Origin of the sequence: Pseudomonas sp. CFBP 8770 (assembly GCF_014841705.1) — a bacterium.
Lineage (GTDB): Bacteria > Pseudomonadota > Gammaproteobacteria > Pseudomonadales > Pseudomonadaceae > Aquipseudomonas.
Window position 1 is genome coordinate 105,558 of record NZ_JACYUL010000005.1, and the last position, 18,056, is coordinate 123,613.

The window sequence follows — 18,056 nt, forward strand, 5'->3', positions numbered from 1 at the left end:
GCAGGCGCCGGGGCTTATTTATCCTTGGACTGATCGGGCTTCTGCATCTGTACCGAGGAAGGGGTACCGTCATTGTTGCCTTTGGTAGTGCTCTTGTCGGCGCTGTCGAAGCAGCCTTGCAACAGTGCCAGGCACAGCACCAGACCGGCGAAGGGGATGATTTTCATGGTGATCTCCGATGTTCAGAACGTGCAGATTGGACTCGACCCTGCCCGATTGGTTGCCTGCGCCGAGCTCGATCCGGATCGGCGCACGCACACGCAGGTGCATCAAACCTGGGCAGTGCCGCGCAGGCGCTCGGCACCTTGACGCAGCAGTCGCTCGGTGGCGGCCCAGCCCAGGCAGCCGTCGGTGACCGACACGCCGTAGCGCATGTGCCCACTGATCGGCTGGCTGCCTTCCTGCAGATGGCTTTCCAGCATGACCGCTACCAACGAACGATCTCCGTCCAGGCGCTGCTGCAGCACGTCGTCGAAGACCGCTGGCTGGCGCAATGGGTCCTTGCCACTGTTGGCATGGCTGCAGTCGACCATGATTCGCGCCTTCACACCCGCTTTGGCCAGATCGTTGTGCACCTGGGCAATGCTCTGCCGGTCATGGTTGGGCCCGCGGTGCCCCCCGCGCAACACCAGGTGGGTGTCGGGATTGCCGGTGGTGTCGATCATGGCCGGGTGCCCCTGCGGATCGATGCCGAAATGGCGATGGGCATGGGCCGCACTGCGCATGGCATCGCACGCGACTGCAACGCCGCCGTCGGTGCCGTTCTTGAAACCGACCGGGATTCCCAGGCCGCTGGCCAGCTCGCGATGGATCTGCGATTCCGTGGTGCGTGCACCGATCGCCACCCAGCTCAACAGGTCGTCGAAGTAGCCTGACGCCATCGGCTGCAACACTTCACTGGCCAGCGGCAGGCCCAGGCGCAGCATTTCGCGCATGAGGTCGCGGCACAGGGTCAGGCCGCCCGCCATGTCGTCGGTACCATCGAGGTAAGGATCGTAAGCCAGGCCTTTCCAGCCCACCGTGGTGCGCGGTTTTTCCACGTAGGCGCGCATCACCAGCAGCATCTCGCCCTCGAGCTCCTGCGCCAGCCGGCTCAAGTTGCGTGCGTACTCCAGCGCAGACTTCGGATCGTGCAGGGAGCAGGGGCCCACTACGACCAGCAGGCGTGGGTCACGGCCTTCGAGAATGGCGCGGATGGCTTGGCGATGGGCTTGGACCTGGGTGCTCAGGTGATCGGCAAGGGGCAGTTGCTGCTTGAGCGCGAAATGCGTGGGCAGACGGTGAGTCGCTGGCGTGTTGGCGGCGTCTTTTGCCGCGGCGGCAGTTGCGGCTGCGCGAGTCTGGACAGCAGGGGTAGGGTGCAAAGTGGTCAGGCTGTTGTTCATGGTCTGGGTCCTGGACAGCGGCGGGGTGCTTGCCCGCATGCGCTGCCCTATCAAGGTGTTCGACAAAGTGCCGGGGAGTCTGGACTACGGGTCATGCCACCCATCAACGACGGGTCGGAGGCGGCAGGCTGGGCCGAACGGAGGTTGCTAAATCGCCAGAGGTTGCGGATGTCGAAACGGTAATAAGTAAAGTTGTTCATGAAGCGTTCCTCGATTTCGTGGCGAAAGTGCCGAATAAACATGAAGCCCTGAAAAGCAAAAACCCCCAGTCGGGAGGCCGACTGGGGGTTGAGAATTCTCTGTCGGCGACCCCTGTGAAATGGGCGCCGATATGGGTATCAGGCGCGCCAGTGGCTAAACCAATACCCAAAATAAACGTTTGCCGGTGCACGGACAGCCGTCATCGCTGCGCAGGTCGCAGGCAAGGATGCAGGGCTGAAGGTGTTGTGCGACATTGATAGTCTCCGGTGGATGGCTGGAGCTTACTTCAGCCATGGCGAAGGATTCAAGCTCATTCTTGACGTGGGGAGGATGCAATGACTTTGTACCTGCGGGCGGCTACCGATCAGGATCTGCGTTTCGCCCGAGACCTCACTCGGCGAGCGATGCTGCCTTACTACGGCCGTCACGATCTGCTGTGGCTGGACGAGGGTTTCGATCAGGCCTGGCATTGGCGCGACAACCGATTGATCTGTCGCGACGCCGTGCTGCTGGGCTACATCAGTCTGTCCAGGGATGCCCATGCACTGTTCATCCGCGAAGTGCATCTGCTGCCGGTGCATCGTGGCCAGGGCGTAGGCCATTGGGTACTCGAGCAGGTGGTGCAGCAAGCGCGCTGCCAACGCTTGCCGCGGGTGCGTCTGATGGTGTTCAAGGACAACCCCGCGCAGCGGCTCTATGGCCGCCACGGTTTCGAGGTGGTGGGGGAGCAGGACAGCTTTCTGCGCATGGAGCGTGTTCTGCCCAGCCCCGACCGTTGACTGCGTGCGCTCAGCGCTGGCCGCCCTCCAGCGCGGCGGTGATGGTGCCCAGCTTCATGCCCAGCAGCACGGCGACTCGGTGGGCTTCGCCACGCCGCCCCTTCTTGCGTCCCGCCAACACCTGGTAGGTGGTGGCAGGGTCCACGCCATTCTCGCGCGCAAACTCTTGTACCGATTTCCCTTGCTGATCGAGCCAGGCTCTGGCTTGTGCGGCAGTCCGTATACCATGCATAGTTCAAGTCCGTTTTAGAGGGTTCAAAGTGGTTTTATTTCGCACCGTTTCGGGTGTTTCGATAAAGGATTATACATTCAAATGACTGGAATCGGTCCCCGACTAAGGGAAGAGCGCGAGCGTCTGGAGCTTACGCAACGCGAGTTTGGCCAAGTGGGCGGTGTCGAACCCAATGCGCAAGGCAAGTACGAAAACGGTGACAGATCACCTCGAGCCGATTACTTGGCTGCTGTTTCGACGATAGGCGTCGACGTTCTCTATGTAGTGCTCGGCAGTCGAACGCCGTTGGCCGAGCAGGCCCTCAGTGGTGGAGAGGAAAAAGTCCTAGAAACATATCGGACTCTTCCTACTTCCGGGCAGGCCGTCTTGAGTAATCTGGCCAACAGCCTTGCAGAGATGGCGGCGAACTATTCCGCGCGCGGTACGGTCCAGAAAAAAATACGGACGAGAAATACCCGGGACTGATTTTCCGCGCCGACGCCCCACGCCATATTCATGACGCTTTCAGCTAGGTCCGAAGCGGCAATGTTTGGTAATGTGGCGCCATTCCCCGAGACCACTATTACGAGGTGTCCGTTTGATTCGGGTTCTAGTAGTCGACGATCACGACCTGGTCCGTACCGGTATCACCCGCATGCTGGCCGATATCGACGACCTGCAGGTCGTGGGGCAGGCCGAATCGGGCGAGGGGGCGCTGCAATATGCTCGCGATCTCAAGCCGGACGTGGTGCTGATGGACGTCAAGATGCCCGGTATCGGTGGTCTCGAGGCGACGCGCAAACTGCTGCGCAGCCATCCCGATATCAAAGTGGTGGCTGTCACCGTCTGCGAGGAAGATCCATTTCCCACGCGCCTGCTGCAAGCCGGTGCCGCCGGGTACCTGACCAAGGGTGCGGGGCTTGCCGAAATGGTCCAGGCGATTCGCCTGGTCTTCGCCGGCCAGCGTTACATCAGCCCGCAGATTGCCCAGCAATTGGCCCTCAAGTCGTTCCAGCCACAGACCAGCAACTCACCGTTCGATCTGTTGTCCGAACGGGAAATCCAGATTGCCCTGATGATCGTCGGCTGCCAGAAAGTCCAGATCATCTCAGATAAGCTGTGCCTGTCGCCCAAGACGGTCAATACCTATCGCTACCGGATCTTCGAGAAACTCTCGGTGACCAGTGACGTGGAGTTGACCCTGCTGGCGGTTCGGCATGGCATGGTAGACACCAACCTTTGACCATGACTGCTGCATTCGATCCCAGTGCCTTTCTTGCCACCTGCAGCGGACGTCCGGGCGTGTACCGGATGTTCGACGACGCCATGCGCCTGCTTTACGTGGGCAAGGCGAAAAACCTCAAGAAGCGCTTGGCCAGCTATTTTCGCAAAACCGGCCAGGCGCCCAAGACCGCTGCCCTGGTGGGCAAGATCCAGCAGATCGAAACCACCATCACGGCCAACGAAACCGAGGCGTTGCTGCTCGAGCAGACCCTCATCAAGGAGTGGCGGCCGCCCTACAACATTCTGCTGCGCGACGACAAATCCTATCCTTATGTGTTTCTTTCCGATGGCGAATTTCCGCGACTGAGCATTCATCGCGGCGCCAAGAAGGCCAAGGGTCGCTACTTTGGTCCCTATCCGAGCGCAGGAGCCATTCGCGAGAGCCTGAGCCTGTTGCAGAAGACCTTCTTCGTTCGCCAGTGCGAGGACAGCTACTTCAGAAACCGCACGCGTCCATGCCTGCAACACCAGATCAAGCGCTGCAAGGCGCCGTGCGTAAGGCTTGTGGAGGCGCCTGAGTATGCCGAAGACGTTCGCCATTCGGTGATGTTCCTGGAAGGGCGCAGCAACCAGTTGACCAACGAGCTTTCCGCCAGCATGGAGAAAGCGGCGATGGACCTGCAGTTCGAAGAGGCAGCGCAGTTGCGCGACCAGATCGGTCTGCTGCGACGCGTGCAGGACCAGCAAAGCATGGAGGGCGGCAGCGGCGACGTCGACGTCATCGCTGCCTTCGTCAACCCGGGCGGCGCCTGTGTACACCTGATCACCGTGCGCGCCGGCAGGGTGCTGGGCAGCAAGAATTTCTTTCCGCAGGTGGGTATCGAAGAAGAAGTCGCCGAAGTCATGTCGGCGTTTCTCTCGCAATACTACCTGGGCAGCTCCGAGCGCGACCTGCCGAGCGAGTTGATCGTCAATGTGATTCCCGAAGACCACGAAGCGTTGCTCGATGCCCTCGATACTTTGCGTGGTCGTGAACTGAGCCTGAGCCATCGCGTGCGCGGCACCCGCGCACGCTGGCAGCAGCTGGCCGTGACCAACGCCGAGCAGGCGCTGGGCGCACGGCTCGCCAATCGCCAGCACGTAGCCGCGCGGTTCGATGCGCTGGCCGAGGTGCTGAACCTGGACGAGCCACCGCAGCGGCTGGAATGCTACGACATCAGTCACTCCAGCGGCGAAGCCACCGTGGCGTCGTGCGTGGTGTTCGGCCCCGAAGGGCCGATCAAGTCGGACTACCGCCGCTACAACATCGAGGGCGTCACCGCAGGCGATGACTATGCGGCCATGCACCAGGCGCTGATGCGCCGCTTCAGCAAGATCAAGGCAGGCGAGGGCAAGCTGCCCGACGTGCTGCTGGTGGACGGCGGCAAGGGCCAGTTGAACATGGCCCGGGAAGTGCTGAACGAACTGGCCATCCCCGACCTCATCCTGCTCGGCGTGGCCAAGGGCACGACCCGCAAGGCCGGCTTCGAAACGCTGTACCTGAACGACGTCGCCCATGAATTCACCCTCAAGGGCGACTCGCCGGCGCTGCACCTGATCCAGCAGATTCGTGACGAAGCCCACCGTTTTGCGATCACCGGTCACCGCGCGCGGCGCGGCAAGACACGTCGCACCTCGACCCTGGAAGGGGTTGCAGGCGTGGGCCCCAAGCGTCGCCGCGAGTTGCTCAAGCATTTCGGCGGGCTACAGGAAATCGCCCGCGCCAGCGTCGAGGAAATCGCCAAGGCACCGGGAATCAGTAAAAAGCTGGCAGAGTCGATTTATGCAAACCTGCACAGCGAGTAGAATGCCATCTCACCTTGCAGCCAGTTGTGCCGATGAATATCCCTAACTTGCTTACCGTACTGCGCGTCCTGCTGATACCGTTCTTCATATTGCTGTTCTATCTGCCCTACCATTGGAGCTATATGGCAGCCAGCACCGTGTTCGCGATAGCGGCGGCAACCGATTGGCTGGACGGCTATCTGGCCCGCCGTTGGGAGCAGAGCACGCCATTCGGTGCGTTCCTCGATCCGGTGGCCGACAAACTCATGGTGGCGGTGGCCCTGGTGCTGCTGGTGCAGGAACATGCCAACTTCTGGCTGACCCTGCCTGCAGCGATCATCATCGGTCGCGAAATCGTCGTCTCGGCGCTGCGCGAGTGGATGGCCGAGATCGGCGCACGCGCCCAGGTCGCAGTGTCCAACATGGGCAAATGGAAAACCGCCGCGCAGATGCTGGCTCTGGTCATCCTGCTGGCCAATCCCAAGGCCGCCACCTTCTGGGTCATCGTGGGCTACGCCCTTTTGCTCGTCGCCGCCGCACTGACCTTGTGGTCCATGCTGCAATACCTGCGCGCCGCCTGGCCGCACTTGCGCATCACAGCCGAGAAGAAATAAAACTATTTTTGAATCAAGGGCTTGACGGGTGTCGCCGATTAGATAGAATGGCGCCCGTCAACACGATGCGGGAATAGCTCAGTTGGTAGAGCACGACCTTGCCAAGGTCGGGGTCGCGAGTTCGAGTCTCGTTTCCCGCTCCAGTTTGTTTGCGTGCAGCAGTTTCTTGCTTCACGTTTGGGGCCGAGTAGCAAAGTGGTTATGCTGCGGATTGCAAATCCGCCTACGCCGGTTCGATTCCGACCTCGGCCTCCATCATCGAGAACCCCGCAGATTAACGTCTGCGGGGTTTTTCTTTGTGCGGTCGAAAAGGCATGTGTTCCAGAACTTCTGGGGATGTGTTCAAAAACTATTCTTCGACAGCTTCGCGATTGCGTTGACTCGTCGGTAGATGTTCTTGGCGATTTCGCGCCGCAGAGGCTTGGCCTCAAGCATCGAATTCAAATCATTGCTGGCACTCGAGAATCTTTATCCGATTCAGAGGTCAGTTACTGCCAATCTATCCTGTGTGTTGCCATGTGCGGCAGACCAACTGATGAAACAAATTGGGAGCTGCTGAGGCATGAGTGAATTAGGTATTTGGCTGGAAGCCATCATTCTGGGGCTGGTCCAGGGACTGACCGAATTCTTGCCGGTATCCTCCAGCGCGCACCTGCGCATTATCGGACCATTGTTACCCTCTGGCGGTGACCCAGGCGCTGCATTCACCGCTATCACTCAACTGGGTACCGAGGCTGCAGTGCTGCTGTACTTTCGAAAGGACATCCTGCGCATTGCCATGGCTTGGATCAAGTCGCTTGGCGACGCCTCTTACCGCAGCCATCCGGACGCCAGAATGGGCTGGCTGATCATCATCGGCACCTTGCCTATCTCGATCCTTGGGCTGCTGTTCAAGGACTACATCGAGGGAAGCCTGCGCAATCTTTACCTGACGGCAACCATGCTCATCGTGTTCGCGCTGATCTTGGCCGCAGCGGACAAGATGGGACGCAAGGAGCGCAAACTCGATCAACTGACCTGGACCCATGGCCTGGTTTTCGGCTTTGCCCAGGCGCTGGCCCTGATTCCGGGCGTATCACGCTCAGGCGGCACCATCACCGCCGGGCTGATCATGGGCTACACGCGTGAGGCTGCAGCGCGTTATTCATTCCTGCTGGCAGTGCCGGCGGTGATTGCTTCGGGCTTCTACCAGTTGTACCGCAGCTGGGGTGAATCCAGCACTTTTTCCGGCGGCCCAACATTGCTGGCTACGATCATTGCGTTTGTCGTCGGCTACGGGGTGATCGTGGTCTTCCTGAAATTGGTTTCGACCAAGAGCTACATGCCATTTGTGTACTACCGCATCGCACTTGGCCTGGGCGTCATCGGGCTTCTGAGCGTGGGCGCGCTCAGCGCAGTGTGACGCGTTGCGGCGCGCAGGATGCGCCCTCGCTTCAAGCTGGCAAAGCTATGTGCTTCAATGGAAAGAAATCAGGAGGATCCGTTATGGGCAAGAATGCCGAAAAGCCTTTCTACATCACCGCTGCCCCATTTATTGCAGTGGGCTGCCTCTTTGCCGCGCTTGGCGCATCGGGTCAGGAAGCGTTCGGATGGACAGCAATCGGGCTGTTTGTGCCCGGCATGGTCTTGCTGATCACAGGTGCCCTGCGCAGGCGTCGAGCTACCTGAGCGGCGGCGGCCTGCTTCGGCGCGAGCAGAGACTTCGCTCGAACGCCCGAAGGCAGGCTGCCAACAGTTCATCGAACAACCCGCGCATTCAAAACGGCGCAGGCACTTGTCAGAAATCCCATCGGGTGGTGATCATCACATTCCGGGGCTCGCCATAGACGGCCGAGTTATAGAAGCCGATGTTGGTGTAGTAGTACTTGTCGAACAGGTTGTTGAGATTGACCGTGGTCGATAACGCCGGGGTGATCTGATACTTGGTCATGAGGTCCACCACCCAGTATTGCTTCTGGGCAAATGTCTCGTAGGTATTGCGTGGCGAATTCCAGATCTCCTGCCACGCCTTGCTCTGCCAGCGTCCACCGCCGCCTACTGTCCACTGGTCGAGCGCACCGGGCAGGTTGTAGGTAGTGAACAAGGTGAACTGGTTTTCCGGCTCGAACGTCGAGATTTTCACGCCGCTGTCGTCGCGTACCACTTTGTGGGTAAAGCCGGCCTGCATTTGCCAGCCTTGCGCAAGTTGGCCGGAGACTTCGAGTTCAAAGCCCTTGGTTTGCGCATCGGTACCCTTGAACGCGTAGTTGGAAGGCGTGGGCGTAAGGTTGTTGTAGTCGTCATCGGGCACTGACCGATTGCTTTCCTTGACTTGAAAGTAGGCCAGGCTGGCGTTCAGCCGGCCTTCGAAAAATTCGCCCTTGATCCCTACTTCGTAGTTCTCGCCTTCGTCGGGCTCGAGCAACTTGCGGTTTCGATCCAGGTTGTAGGAATCCTGCGCCATGAAGATGTCGGTGTAGCTGGCATACACCGACAACTGTTCGTCCAGGTCGTAGACCACCCCTGCATAAGGGATCAGTCGGCCGCTTTCGCGATAGGTGTCGGTATTGCCTGTCACGGTGTAGTTGACCAGGCGCCCGCCGAGAATGAAATGCAGATCGTCGGTCGCGTTCAAGCGCGTGGTCAGGTAGACGCCGGTCTGCCGAACGACATCGTCGCTGATCTGCTGCGCGGTACCCCAGGCCGGTTTGTCGACGTTGCCGTGCCAGTTGAAAAAGTCGAGCTGGTTGCCGTTGGGATAGGTCACGTCCCAGAAGCCCTTGCCATCCCAATGCGCCTTGCTGATCGAACCGCCGAGTACCACCTCGTGTTCGCGGCCCAGGAGCTGGAAGGGACCGCTGACATAGGCATCGGCTGAATCGCTGCTGGTTTCGCCACGGTAGCGCTGGCCATTGAGCCGAGCCGTGCCGTCGGCGGCTGGGGTATCGCCCTGGATCGAGCCCAGTTGTGCGTCATAGCCGTTGATCTTGTGGTCCAGTTGCAACTTGGTTACCCAACCATCGCCGAACTGGTGCTCCAGCATCGCGAATACCGTGCGCGTGTATTGTTTCCAGCTGCTCCAGTCGGCGGCATTGCTGAAGGAGCGCTTGACGTCGTTGCGCTCGCCAGCGGCGTTGAGCAAAGGGAAGCTGCCAGACCAGGTCGAGCCGCGCGGATCGTTGTCCTGGTAGTCGCCGCCCACGGTCAGCAAGGTATCCGGGGAAAGGTCGAACTCGAGAATGCCGTAGTACACCTCGGCCTGGCTGCTGTAGCGGTCCATGAAGGAATTCTTGTCTTGATAGGCCGCCACGGCACGCCCGCGTACGTTGCCGGTCGGCGTCAGCGATCCGCTGACGTCGACTTCGCTGCGGTAGTTGTCCCATGAGCCCGCGCCCAGGCTCAGATGCCCCTGGAAATCGGTGGTGGGCTTCTTGCGGATCAGGTTGATCGTGGCACCCAGCGAGCCTGCACCGACCAGCAGGCCGGGCGACCCCTTGAGCACTTCGATGCGGTCGTAGACCGCCATGTCGCTGAGCGAGTTGCCGGCCGAATAGCCGACATTGCGCACCGCAGATGGAATGCCATCGTACTGAAAGTTGTTGATCGAGAAACCGCGGGCGTAGTAGTTGGAGCGATCGCTGTCATAGGCCGAGACGGTAATGCCTGGGGTGTGCCGCATCACGTCGTCGACATTGTCCAGCGCGAAGTCATCCATGTGCTGGCGGGTGACGACGGTGACCGATTGCGGTGTCTGCCTGGGGCTGAGTACCAGCCGCGTGGCCGTGGCGATCAGGCCGGGGGTGTAGGAGCCGGTGCCTTCGGTGATATTGCCCAGCTGGTTGCCGGTGATCTGGGTGGGCGCCAGGTCGAGCCCGACACCGGCGGTCGTCAGGGCAATCAGGACGAAACCATCGCCCTGTCTGACGGCGCCGATCCCGCTGGCACCCAGAAGCTCCTCGAGGGCTTGGTCAGTACTGAATCGGCCGTGCAGGCCAGCGCTGCGCTTGCTGTCCAGAAGTTGCGGATCGAACACGATGGTCACACCGGTGCTGCGGCTGAGTTCGGTCAGGGCGCTGTCCAGGCTGCCTGGCTGGATATCGATCTGCTGCAGGTCGGCTGCCTGCACCGCAGATGCGGCGATACCGGCAAGGCTCCAGCAGAGCACGGCAGGGAAGACGGTTCGACCTAACAGGCGAGGGCGGAGGCGAGACGGGAGGCGCTGGGTCACTTTGAGGATCTCGAACGGATTGAGTGAGGCATTCAATGAGCTATGCCGTCCCAGATTCGAAATCCCATCACGGCGCCACGTTGTTTCACGCTGCCTTGCCGACGTGGGACCAATAGCGGGTGATCTTTCGCACGTGCAGACCATGCGCACGGGCAATCAGCGCCACCGACTGATCGGCGTGTAAGGTACTGAAGTTACCGCTGACAGGCAGCGCGGCAACGCGTTGCTCCCAGTTCAGGTAACCGACCCGGTAGCGCGACAGTTCGCCGAGCACCCGTGCCAATGGCAGGTTGCGAACGATCAGCATACCGTCGCGCCAGGCACCGTGGTCGCTATCAGGCCCGGGTGTGCGCCGCGCCGCTGACTGGCTGACCAGCCACTGCTCGCCTGCGAGCATCTCGAGCGCTGCGTGCCCGGCACTCGCCTCCAGGCTGACGGTGCCCTCGGCGACTGTCAGGCACGTGTGGTCGCCGAACAGCCTGGCCTCGAAGCGTGCATGAAGCGCATTTACCCGGCAGTGCGGCGTGGTCAACTGCAGGGGCGTGCCGCTGCCCCCTGTTGTCGCACTGATCTCGCCGCGCAACAGCGTGAAGCGTTGCGCGCCTTCGACGTCGGTTTTCACCGCGCTGTCGGTGTTGAGTTCGAGCAGGGTGCCACTGGGGAGTGTCCAGCGGCGGTATTCCCCCGTGTGGGTGCTGTAGTTGGCGAGCAGGCGTTGCCACGGCGCGTATCGTTGGGTGCCGCAGCCAATCGCGGCGGTACATGAACCCAGCACGAGCAGCTTGAGCAATTGACGTCGCTGCAGGCGTTCGGTGGGTAGTCGGTTCAGGGCGCTCATGGCGGTACTGGCGGGCAGCCGCGCGAAGGGCTGGTTGAGACCCTGCAGCCGTTGCCAGGCCAGGGCATGCCGGGCGTCGGCCGCCAGCCAGCGCTGGAAGGCGTCGTGGGTTGCTGCGTCGGCTGTGTTGAAGCTGATCTTGAGCGACCAGTCGATGGCCGCGTCGAGTATCTGCGGCGACACCAGGCTGCATGGCGTGCTCACCGTGTTTCCTGCGCGAAGTTCGCGGTGTAGCAAGCCCGCAGCGCCTGGGCGATGTAACGCTCCACGCTTGGCACGGACACCCCAAGCTCTCGGGCAATGGCGGGACACTTCAAGCCCTCGAGCTGCGCAAGCAGGAAAGCACGACGCACGATGGGGCGCAGGTTGTCCAGGAGGCAGTCGATGGCCACCAGCGCCTCGATCACCAGAAGTCCCGTTTCAGGCGAGGGCGCCTGTTCGCAAGGCAGTTCCGCTACCGTCTCCAGCCAGGCTCTTTCAATATCCCGACGCCGCCACAGGTCGATGACCAGACCACGTGCCACGGTTCGGAGATAGGCACGCGGCTGCTCCATGGTTTGCAGGGTGCGGCGCTGCAGCAGGCGCACGAAGGTGTCCTGCGCCAGATCGGCGGCATCGGCGGTGTTGCGCAATCGGCCATACAACCACGCTCGGAGCCAGGAATGGTGATCCTGATAGAGTCGTTCCAAGCCTGGGCCGGTGTCCGAAAGGTGCATGCAGGATCCCGTGGATCATCAGATGATAAAGGCTCGCATTATCATCTGATGGCCGACGGTTGGAAACCTGCTATTTGAATCATCGGTTTTGATTCCCTCATCCGGCAAAGTCGTTTCCTGGCCAGAGCAGCGGGCGGTGCAGGGGAGAAAGACTGTCCAGCCGATACCGCTGATACGTCATGACGACCGTTCATTCCATTGGCGCCAAACTATTGCCCCACAATAATGGCACTAAGATATCATTGGGCAGTCTAGTAAAATTCTGAATCATATTTTCCGGTGCCTCATGCAAGCCGTTCAAGCTCAACCGGCTCATTCCCCCGAACCGCACACCATGGCATTGGTTGAGCAGGCCATCGCAAGTGGCGTGGGTGGTCTGACGTTCGACCGTGAACTGGAGCGTCGCTACGAGGCCGATACCCAACGTCAGCGGTTGCAGTTCCTGACGTCCACAGGCATCTGCGGGGCAGTCATCTACAACCTGTTCCTGATTAGCGACTGGCTGGCCCTCGAAGATGTGTTCGCCTATGTCGCTGTAGGGCGCCTGCTGCTGATCACTCCCATGATCGTTGCAATCCTGCTGTTGGCCCAGCGCCTGACCTCGCGTCGAGCGCTGGAGACGGTCTCGGCGCTGGCCACGGTATTATCCTCGCTGATGCCGCTGGTGGTGATGATCTACAGCGACAGTCCCTATCGCCTGCACTATCAGTTAGGCATGCTGCTGCTGATGGTGTATTGCACGATGATTCAACAGTTACCGTTTCGCTTCGCGGTCGCTGCCATGGCCAGCATGCTCGGCATCCAGTTGCTGACCACTCACATCGCGGGATTCATGGACCCGGTGACGTGGCGCGCCAATGCCTTCTTGTACGGCTCCACGGTGGTACTGTTGCTGATGGCTTCGTATTTCCTCGAGCGTGCGAGCCGACTCAGCTATCTATTCGCCTTGCGCGGGCGCCTGCTGGAAGTGCAGCTCACCGAGATGGCTCGCACCGACCCACTGACTCAACTGTTCAACCGGCGGCATCAGGGTGATGTAACTGCCCAACTGTGGCAGGCAGCGGTTACCGAAGCGACCTGTGTGACGGCAATCCTCATCGATATCGATCACTTCAAGCTCTACAACGACAGCTATGGCCACCTGCAGGGGGACAGCTGTCTCAAGCAGGTCAGTGCAACCATCAAGGAGTTGTCCAGGCAGTCCAACGCCATGTCGTTCCGTTTCGGTGGCGAGGAGATGCTGGTGCTGCTGGTGGGGGCCGACAGCCAGCAGGCCAGGCAGTTGGGGCAGGACCTGTGCACGGCGGTGGCGGACCTGGGGCTTGCCCATCCGGCCCTGGGTGCTGGAGCGCGGGTAACCATCAGCGTGGGCATAGCGATGGGCATCGCGCCCTATGTCTCGGCGCACAACCTGATAGGGGCTGCCGACAAGGCCCTGTATGCCGCCAAGAACGCCGGGCGCAACTGCCTGCGTCAGGCCCCTTTCGAAGGCAGCGCTGCGGCTTGAAGGGCCACCTGAAGGCTCAATTCTGCAACGCTTGCAGTCGTGCCTCCTTGGCGTCATCGAAAATCATGTAAAGCGCTTCGATATCGGCCGGCTTGAGTTTGCGCGACTGTTCGAGTCCCAGGATCAAGGCAATCTCGAGCGCGCCCTCGCGCTCCACATCCGCCTTGGTGCTGGCGGCATTCAACGCGCGGACCAGGCCATTGACCGAGCCCCGGACGTCTTTGGGCAGTTTCAGTAGATCCAGTCGTTCCTGCGGCATGTGACGCTCTCCAGCAAAATAGGGGTTGTCGGTGGTCATTCCACCTGCGCCTAGCGCGTCAATTCGTGGCCGTACGGTACGCGGAAGCCCGACGCATTGCGATGACCGCCACCGCCGAACTGTTTGGCAACTTCCGAGACATCCATGCCTTCATCGGTGCTGCGCAGCGAAAACGAGCGACCTTTGGGGCCGTCCGAGTAGCAGGCGGCAAACGGCTCGCCCTGGGTCATGATGTTGCCGGCATCGCTGGCAAACAGTGAGGGTATGTTGGCCACTGGCACGTCGTGGCCGCCGATCGACATTCGACGCGCGGTGGCGCGCAGTAGATCGGCCACGGTCTTCTGCCGCTGCCGCTCGATCGCAATGCCGTCCGCCAGCAGCGTCTCCACGGGCGCAGCCAGCAGCGCATCCCACACTACAAAGTCCTGCGGATAACTGAACAGATTGGACAGCACTTCGCGCGTACCCGGCAGGTTGAACCGCCACAGGTCGCGGTCCTCGATGTGATCGATCAGGGCAGGGCGCGGCTGGCCGGCGAAGAAGTAGTCCCAGGCCAGGCCTGCGCCCGAGCGACTCATGTCGAAAAGCGCATGCACATTGCCACCTTCTGCATGTTCGCCGAAGGCTGGAGCCGGCGGTACTTTGAGCAGGTCGGCCTGGGCAGTCTTGTGGTGATCGAGCACGAGGATCGAAACAGCTTGAGCCGCCATCGCCATGAGTGTTTCGTAGTCGTAGGCAAAGTCGACGATGAGCACACGCCTGCCGGTGACATCGGGTGGCGGCTGACCGTGTCCGGCGGCATGAAATTCGACGTCAGGCCCAAGTGCCTTGCGCACTACCCAGGCTGCGCCGAAGCCGTCGGCACAGTTTCCGTGGTAGATGCAAAGCGTAGTGGTGGGGGCTGCGGTCATGTAAGGCTCCGGAATCGACGGGTAGTGCAGGTCGAGCATTCTAAGCGATTGCAGGGCCCGGCGCGTGATTGCCAACGCCAGACAGTCCGTGCTCGGGCGACCGTCCATCGCCACGGCTAAGTATTTCGGCGAAGCCGGCAGTCATTGTCATTGGAACGGACCGAACAAGGACGCTGCACATGGATGGAATGTACGAATACCGTTATCAGACTCATGCCCTGCTGCTGGAGCTGGATGCCTGCAATGCCGGGCTCATGGCACTGGTCGCACGGCAGCAGATCGGCACTGAACAATGGGAAGCCGCTCTGAAGCAACAGCAGGCTGTTTTCAAGTCGTGGCAGGCGCACGCGCGCGGCGGTGCGCAGTGGCATCAGGACAGCGCAGATGGCCCTGGCGTTGCTCCCAATGTCGTACCAATGCGTGCGACGACCTCTGCACGCTGAGCGGGTCGGGTGCCTATCCGGTTGGGGAGGCACCTGGAAGCGGTCTTGGAGCAGGGCATTTCATTGGGGCACTTTATGGTGGAAAGAACCATGTCGATTTCAACGTCCAGCCCGGATCAGCGTCTGCATGCTATCCAGGCGTTGCTAGAGGAATTTTCGGTGCGTGGGGTCGACATGCGCGCGGTTGCCGAAGCGGCGAAGCTCAGGCTGCTGGGCAGCCCGCAGCTTTGCCTGCTGCCTGCCGACTATCGCGTCCAGTGTGCCAAGGCAGTCGACGAGCTGATGGACCAGGCCACTGCCCCGCAACCCTGAACCTTCGCTTTTGCATGGCCGCGTGGCCGTCTGCATGCAGACATCGAACCCTGAGATGACGCCAACCCGAGGTACTTGCAGCCATGGTCGAACTCGCCGATGCCCTCTACCAGCAGATGGTGCAGGCGCCTTATCTGGTACTGACCGGGGCAGGCATCAGCACCGCGTCCGGCATTCCCGATTATCGCGATACCGACGGGGTCCGGCGTGGCAGCGCACCCATCATGCATCAGGACTTCATCGCCAGCGCCGCTACGCGCAAGCGGTACTGGGCGCGCGCTATGGTGGGCTGGCGGGGTGTGCACCAGGCCACGCCAAACCCTGCTCACCAGGCGCTGGCCGCATTGCAGGCACAAGGCCTGATCAGCGGCGTGATCACCCAGAACGTCGATGGGCTGCACGACGCAGCGGGCAGCCGCAACGTGGTCGAACTGCATGGCAACCTGCATCGGGTGGTCTGTCTGGACTGTGGCATGCGACTGCGGCGCGATGATGTGCAGTCGCTGCTCGAAGAACAGAACCCCTACCTGCAGGACGTGCATGCGGTACTTGCGCCTGACGGCGACGCGCAATTGGCAGCACGCTTTCTGGAAGCCTTCCGCATGCCCCATTGTCCTTGCTGCGGCAGCGACCTGCTCAAGCCCGATGTCGTGTTCTTTGGCGGAGGCGTCGAACCGGAGCATGCCCAGGCGGCCTGGAAGGCGGTAGAGGCAGCGCCAGGCATGCTGATCGTCGGCTCATCACTGATGGCCTACTCGAGCTTTCGCCTGTGTCAGGAGATGTCTCGCCAGGGCAAACGCCTCCTGGCGATCAACATGGGCCGCACCCGCGCCGATGGACTGCTCAGCATCAAGGTCACGCAGCCGTGCGAGCAGGTCCTGCCCCAGATCGCGCAAAGGCTGGTCCAAGGCAGTCAGTCGTCAACCTAAGGCGGTGTCCATGAACATCATGACCGCGAACCCCAGCATCAGGCCCAGCGTTGCCGGGGTCTGGTGACCATTGCGGTGGGTCTCCGGAATCACTTCGTGAGACACCACGAAAATCATGGCGCCTGCAGCCAGTCCCATGCTGATCGGGTAGGACAGCGCGAAACCGCTCGACAGCCCAAGGCCCACCATCGCGCCCAGCGGCTCCATCAGACCTGAACCCATCGCCACCAAGGCAGCCTTGCCCGCGCTCAGCCCCGTCGCCCGCAGCGACATGGCCACGGCCAGACCTTCGGGAATGTCCTGCAACAGGATTGCGCTGGTCAGCGGGATGCCGACCGCAAGGTTGCCGTCGGACAGGCTCACGCCGATGGCCATGCCTTCAGGCAGGTTGTGCAAGGTAATGGCCAGAACGAACAGCCACACCCGGTGAATTCGTTCGGAGTTCGGGCCGTGTCTGCCCGCGTTTTCATGCTCGTGGGGAATGACCTTGTCCAGGGCCAGCATCAAGCCCACGCCAAGCCCCAGGCCGAGGATCACCACCAAGGCGGCGACGGCGGGGCTGTCTGTGTGGGTATTGGCGGCTGCCAGGCCTGGCAGCAACAGCGAGAAGGTACTGGCCGCCAGCATCATGCCGCCGGCGAAGCCAAGCATCACGTCCTGTACCTTGGAGGATATTTCCCTCAGTGCCAGGGCGATCAATGCGCCCAGGGCCGTTGCTGCAAAGCCACCGGTACCGCCCAGCAGTGCGTACCAGGCATGTTGACGGTCGGCGTGCAGCAGGGCATTGACGATGCTCCATACCATGACCACCGCACTGACGGCCAGAAGCAGGCCGGTGAGGGTCCATAACCAGGGTTTGTCGCGAAAACGCTGTGGCCAGCTGTCGCTGGTGGCGGTGTTGGAAGGCATAGGGCTCTCTGGAAATTGCTGCGGGCTTAAGCATGGACCCGAATAAGCGGCAGGGGTTGCGCTGCATGTGAATGGGCGCCGTAGGAAAATTCTTTTTTAACTGCTGCATCCAAATGCCTGGCTGATGAGTAGTACCTACAGCAGCTACACAAGGCGCTGCCGGTTCGATCACTCTTATGGAGCTTACGAGATGAACAGCACACACCGTTTCTGCCTGACCAACGTCCTCTTTGCCGCCACCTTTGCACTGGCCACCACTGCCCATGCGCAGATGGATCTGCCAGCTCCGGTTCAGGTTCCGGCAGGCAACAAGGTCGCGATGGAAACCGTCGGCATGGGCGAAATCACTTATGAATGCCGTGACAAGGCCAATGCCGCCGGCCAGACCGAGTGGACGTTCGTCGGCCCCAAGGCCGTTCTCAATGATCGTTCCGGCAAGCAAGTAGGCACTTATTTCGGTCCGCCCGCCACTTGGCAGTCGGCTGACGGCTCCAAGGTAACCGGCACCCAGGTCGCTGTCGCACCCGCCGGTGACGGCAATCTGCCTTACCAGTTGGTCAAGGCCAACCCGGTCGAAGGCAAGGGTGCCATGCAGGGCGTGACCTACATCCAGCGCACCGCGCTCAAGGGCGGCGTAGCCCCCACCAGCGCCTGCACTGCTGCGCAGAAGGGTCAGAAAGAAATCGTCAAATACCAGGCCGACTACATCTTCTGGTCCGCCAAGTAAAAGTCGTATAGACGCGGCGCGCGGAACGGCAAGTCTGCGCGTCTGGTCTACACTGCCGAG

At 61.1% G+C, this 18,056-nt stretch carries 21 protein-coding genes and 2 tRNA genes; 14 read left to right on the forward strand and 9 right to left on the reverse strand.

Annotated elements, in window-relative coordinates; all coding sequences use genetic code 11:
- Positions 1-14 precede the first annotated feature (14 nt).
- Positions 15-167, reverse strand: coding sequence for a hypothetical protein (locus IFT98_RS12610; protein ID WP_192048989.1), 153 nt, complete (start codon positions 165-167; stop codon positions 15-17).
- A 102-nt stretch (positions 168-269) separates the two neighbouring features.
- Positions 270-1,385, reverse strand: coding sequence for a 3-deoxy-7-phosphoheptulonate synthase (locus IFT98_RS12615; protein ID WP_192048991.1), 1,116 nt, complete (start codon positions 1,383-1,385; stop codon positions 270-272).
- A 536-nt stretch (positions 1,386-1,921) separates the two neighbouring features.
- Between IFT98_RS12615 and IFT98_RS12620 the strand changes: the two genes are divergently transcribed.
- Positions 1,922-2,365, forward strand: coding sequence for a GNAT family N-acetyltransferase (locus IFT98_RS12620; protein WP_192048993.1), 444 nt, complete (start codon positions 1,922-1,924; stop codon positions 2,363-2,365).
- A 10-nt stretch (positions 2,366-2,375) separates the two neighbouring features.
- Here the strand turns inward: IFT98_RS12620 and IFT98_RS12625 are convergent, their stop codons facing one another.
- A complete protein-coding gene (locus IFT98_RS12625; protein WP_122796425.1) occupies positions 2,376-2,597 on the reverse strand; it encodes a DNA-binding protein in 222 nt (73 codons plus the stop codon).
- 81 nt (positions 2,598-2,678) lie between these two features.
- Between IFT98_RS12625 and IFT98_RS12630 the strand changes: the two genes are divergently transcribed.
- From IFT98_RS12630 to IFT98_RS12665, 8 genes are all read left to right on the forward strand, one after another.
- The gene (locus IFT98_RS12630) at positions 2,679-3,062 is read left to right on the forward strand and encodes a helix-turn-helix domain-containing protein (RefSeq protein WP_122796426.1); all 384 of its coding nucleotides are present in this window, start codon (positions 2,679-2,681) and stop codon (positions 3,060-3,062) included.
- Between the two features lie 112 nt (positions 3,063-3,174).
- Positions 3,175-3,819, forward strand: a complete 645-nt coding sequence (gene gacA / locus IFT98_RS12635) for a response regulator transcription factor GacA (protein WP_122477418.1) — start codon at positions 3,175-3,177, stop codon at positions 3,817-3,819.
- A 2-nt stretch (positions 3,820-3,821) separates the two neighbouring features.
- Positions 3,822-5,645 carry an excinuclease ABC subunit UvrC gene (uvrC, locus tag IFT98_RS12640; RefSeq protein ID WP_122715717.1) on the forward strand — a complete coding sequence of 608 codons (1,824 nt, stop codon included), beginning with the start codon at positions 3,822-3,824 and terminating at the stop codon, positions 5,643-5,645.
- Between the two features lie 32 nt (positions 5,646-5,677).
- Positions 5,678-6,238: a CDP-diacylglycerol--glycerol-3-phosphate 3-phosphatidyltransferase gene (gene pgsA / locus IFT98_RS12645; RefSeq protein WP_122715716.1), complete on the forward strand. Its 561-nt coding sequence runs from the start codon at positions 5,678-5,680 to the stop codon at positions 6,236-6,238.
- Positions 6,239-6,305: 67 nt separating this feature from the next.
- Positions 6,306-6,381, forward strand: a tRNA-Gly gene (locus IFT98_RS12650).
- A 38-nt stretch (positions 6,382-6,419) separates the two neighbouring features.
- Positions 6,420-6,493, forward strand: a tRNA-Cys gene (locus IFT98_RS12655).
- A 307-nt stretch (positions 6,494-6,800) separates the two neighbouring features.
- Complete coding sequence (locus tag IFT98_RS12660; RefSeq protein ID WP_192048995.1) at positions 6,801-7,640, forward strand: undecaprenyl-diphosphate phosphatase; 840 nt, start codon at positions 6,801-6,803, stop codon at positions 7,638-7,640.
- Positions 7,641-7,723: 83 nt separating this feature from the next.
- Entirely contained in the window at positions 7,724-7,906 is a 183-nt protein-coding gene (locus tag IFT98_RS12665; RefSeq protein ID WP_192048997.1) for a hypothetical protein, read from the forward strand.
- Between the two features lie 109 nt (positions 7,907-8,015).
- Here the strand turns inward: IFT98_RS12665 and IFT98_RS12670 are convergent, their stop codons facing one another.
- The 3 genes from IFT98_RS12670 to IFT98_RS12680 form a co-directional block, all read right to left on the reverse strand.
- Complete coding sequence (locus IFT98_RS12670) at positions 8,016-10,382, reverse strand: TonB-dependent siderophore receptor (protein WP_446730832.1); 2,367 nt, start codon at positions 10,380-10,382, stop codon at positions 8,016-8,018.
- Positions 10,383-10,530: 148 nt separating this feature from the next.
- Positions 10,531-11,487: a FecR domain-containing protein gene (locus tag IFT98_RS12675; protein ID WP_192048998.1), complete on the reverse strand. Its 957-nt coding sequence runs from the start codon at positions 11,485-11,487 to the stop codon at positions 10,531-10,533.
- Positions 11,484-11,999, reverse strand: coding sequence for a sigma-70 family RNA polymerase sigma factor (locus tag IFT98_RS12680; protein WP_192049000.1), 516 nt, complete (start codon positions 11,997-11,999; stop codon positions 11,484-11,486). The genes IFT98_RS12675 and IFT98_RS12680 overlap by 4 nt, the downstream gene beginning before the upstream one ends.
- Before the next feature lie 286 nt (positions 12,000-12,285).
- Here IFT98_RS12680 and IFT98_RS12685 point away from each other — a divergent pair, with 286 nt between their 5' ends.
- Positions 12,286-13,506 (forward strand): GGDEF domain-containing protein, encoded by a 1,221-nt coding sequence (locus IFT98_RS12685; RefSeq protein WP_192049002.1) that lies wholly within the window; start codon positions 12,286-12,288, stop codon positions 13,504-13,506.
- A gap of 16 nt (positions 13,507-13,522) precedes the next feature.
- On the opposite strand, the gene IFT98_RS12690 is transcribed toward IFT98_RS12685, so the two are convergent.
- Entirely contained in the window at positions 13,523-13,804 is a 282-nt protein-coding gene (locus IFT98_RS12690) for a hypothetical protein (RefSeq protein WP_446731008.1), read from the reverse strand.
- An 11-nt stretch (positions 13,805-13,815) separates the two neighbouring features.
- Positions 13,816-14,676, reverse strand: a complete 861-nt coding sequence (locus IFT98_RS12695; protein WP_192049004.1) for a DHH family phosphoesterase — start codon at positions 14,674-14,676, stop codon at positions 13,816-13,818.
- A 179-nt stretch (positions 14,677-14,855) separates the two neighbouring features.
- Here IFT98_RS12695 and IFT98_RS12700 point away from each other — a divergent pair, with 179 nt between their 5' ends.
- The 3 genes from IFT98_RS12700 to IFT98_RS12710 all read left to right on the forward strand — a co-directional run bounded on the left by IFT98_RS12700 (position 14,856) and on the right by IFT98_RS12710 (position 16,360).
- Complete coding sequence (locus IFT98_RS12700; protein ID WP_192049006.1) at positions 14,856-15,119, forward strand: hypothetical protein; 264 nt, start codon at positions 14,856-14,858, stop codon at positions 15,117-15,119.
- Between the two features lie 90 nt (positions 15,120-15,209).
- Entirely contained in the window at positions 15,210-15,431 is a 222-nt protein-coding gene (locus IFT98_RS12705; RefSeq protein ID WP_192049008.1) for a hypothetical protein, read from the forward strand.
- An 83-nt stretch (positions 15,432-15,514) separates the two neighbouring features.
- Entirely contained in the window at positions 15,515-16,360 is an 846-nt protein-coding gene (locus IFT98_RS12710) for an NAD-dependent protein deacetylase (RefSeq protein WP_122797120.1), read from the forward strand.
- On the opposite strand, the gene IFT98_RS12715 is transcribed toward IFT98_RS12710, so the two are convergent.
- Complete coding sequence (locus IFT98_RS12715) at positions 16,352-17,269, reverse strand: ZIP family metal transporter (RefSeq protein ID WP_192049010.1); 918 nt, start codon at positions 17,267-17,269, stop codon at positions 16,352-16,354. The two genes, IFT98_RS12710 and IFT98_RS12715, sit on opposite strands and share 9 nt — an antisense overlap.
- Before the next feature lie 190 nt (positions 17,270-17,459).
- Between IFT98_RS12715 and IFT98_RS12720 the strand changes: the two genes are divergently transcribed.
- A complete protein-coding gene (locus IFT98_RS12720; protein WP_192049012.1) occupies positions 17,460-17,996 on the forward strand; it encodes a DUF3455 domain-containing protein in 537 nt (178 codons plus the stop codon).
- Positions 17,997-18,056: the final 60 nt, after the last annotated feature.

What these genes read in the sequence shown, in the direction of transcription:
- IFT98_RS12720 (WP_192049012.1), top strand. Translation starts at nt 17,460, where the DNA reads ATGAACAGCACACACCGTTTCTGCCTGACCAACGTCCTCTTTGCCGCC.
- IFT98_RS12680 (WP_192049000.1), bottom strand. Translation starts at nt 11,999, where the DNA reads ATGCACCTTTCGGACACCGGCCCAGGCTTGGAACGACTCTATCAGGAT.
- IFT98_RS12660 (WP_192048995.1), top strand. Translation starts at nt 6,801, where the DNA reads ATGAGTGAATTAGGTATTTGGCTGGAAGCCATCATTCTGGGGCTGGTC.
- IFT98_RS12715 (WP_192049010.1), bottom strand. Translation starts at nt 17,269, where the DNA reads ATGCCTTCCAACACCGCCACCAGCGACAGCTGGCCACAGCGTTTTCGC.
- IFT98_RS12620 (WP_192048993.1), top strand. Translation starts at nt 1,922, where the DNA reads ATGACTTTGTACCTGCGGGCGGCTACCGATCAGGATCTGCGTTTCGCC.
- IFT98_RS12705 (WP_192049008.1), top strand. Translation starts at nt 15,210, where the DNA reads ATGTCGATTTCAACGTCCAGCCCGGATCAGCGTCTGCATGCTATCCAG.
- IFT98_RS12630 (WP_122796426.1), top strand. Translation starts at nt 2,679, where the DNA reads ATGACTGGAATCGGTCCCCGACTAAGGGAAGAGCGCGAGCGTCTGGAG.
- IFT98_RS12610 (WP_192048989.1), bottom strand. Translation starts at nt 167, where the DNA reads ATGAAAATCATCCCCTTCGCCGGTCTGGTGCTGTGCCTGGCACTGTTG.
- IFT98_RS12665 (WP_192048997.1), top strand. Translation starts at nt 7,724, where the DNA reads ATGGGCAAGAATGCCGAAAAGCCTTTCTACATCACCGCTGCCCCATTT.
- IFT98_RS12690 (WP_446731008.1), bottom strand. Translation starts at nt 13,804, where the DNA reads ATGACCACCGACAACCCCTATTTTGCTGGAGAGCGTCACATGCCGCAG.
- IFT98_RS12695 (WP_192049004.1), bottom strand. Translation starts at nt 14,676, where the DNA reads ATGACCGCAGCCCCCACCACTACGCTTTGCATCTACCACGGAAACTGT.
- uvrC (WP_122715717.1), top strand. Translation starts at nt 3,822, where the DNA reads ATGACTGCTGCATTCGATCCCAGTGCCTTTCTTGCCACCTGCAGCGGA.
- IFT98_RS12710 (WP_122797120.1), top strand. Translation starts at nt 15,515, where the DNA reads ATGGTCGAACTCGCCGATGCCCTCTACCAGCAGATGGTGCAGGCGCCT.
- pgsA (WP_122715716.1), top strand. Translation starts at nt 5,678, where the DNA reads ATGAATATCCCTAACTTGCTTACCGTACTGCGCGTCCTGCTGATACCG.
- IFT98_RS12685 (WP_192049002.1), top strand. Translation starts at nt 12,286, where the DNA reads ATGCAAGCCGTTCAAGCTCAACCGGCTCATTCCCCCGAACCGCACACC.
- IFT98_RS12700 (WP_192049006.1), top strand. Translation starts at nt 14,856, where the DNA reads ATGGATGGAATGTACGAATACCGTTATCAGACTCATGCCCTGCTGCTG.
- IFT98_RS12615 (WP_192048991.1), bottom strand. Translation starts at nt 1,385, where the DNA reads ATGAACAACAGCCTGACCACTTTGCACCCTACCCCTGCTGTCCAGACT.
- IFT98_RS12625 (WP_122796425.1), bottom strand. Translation starts at nt 2,597, where the DNA reads ATGCATGGTATACGGACTGCCGCACAAGCCAGAGCCTGGCTCGATCAG.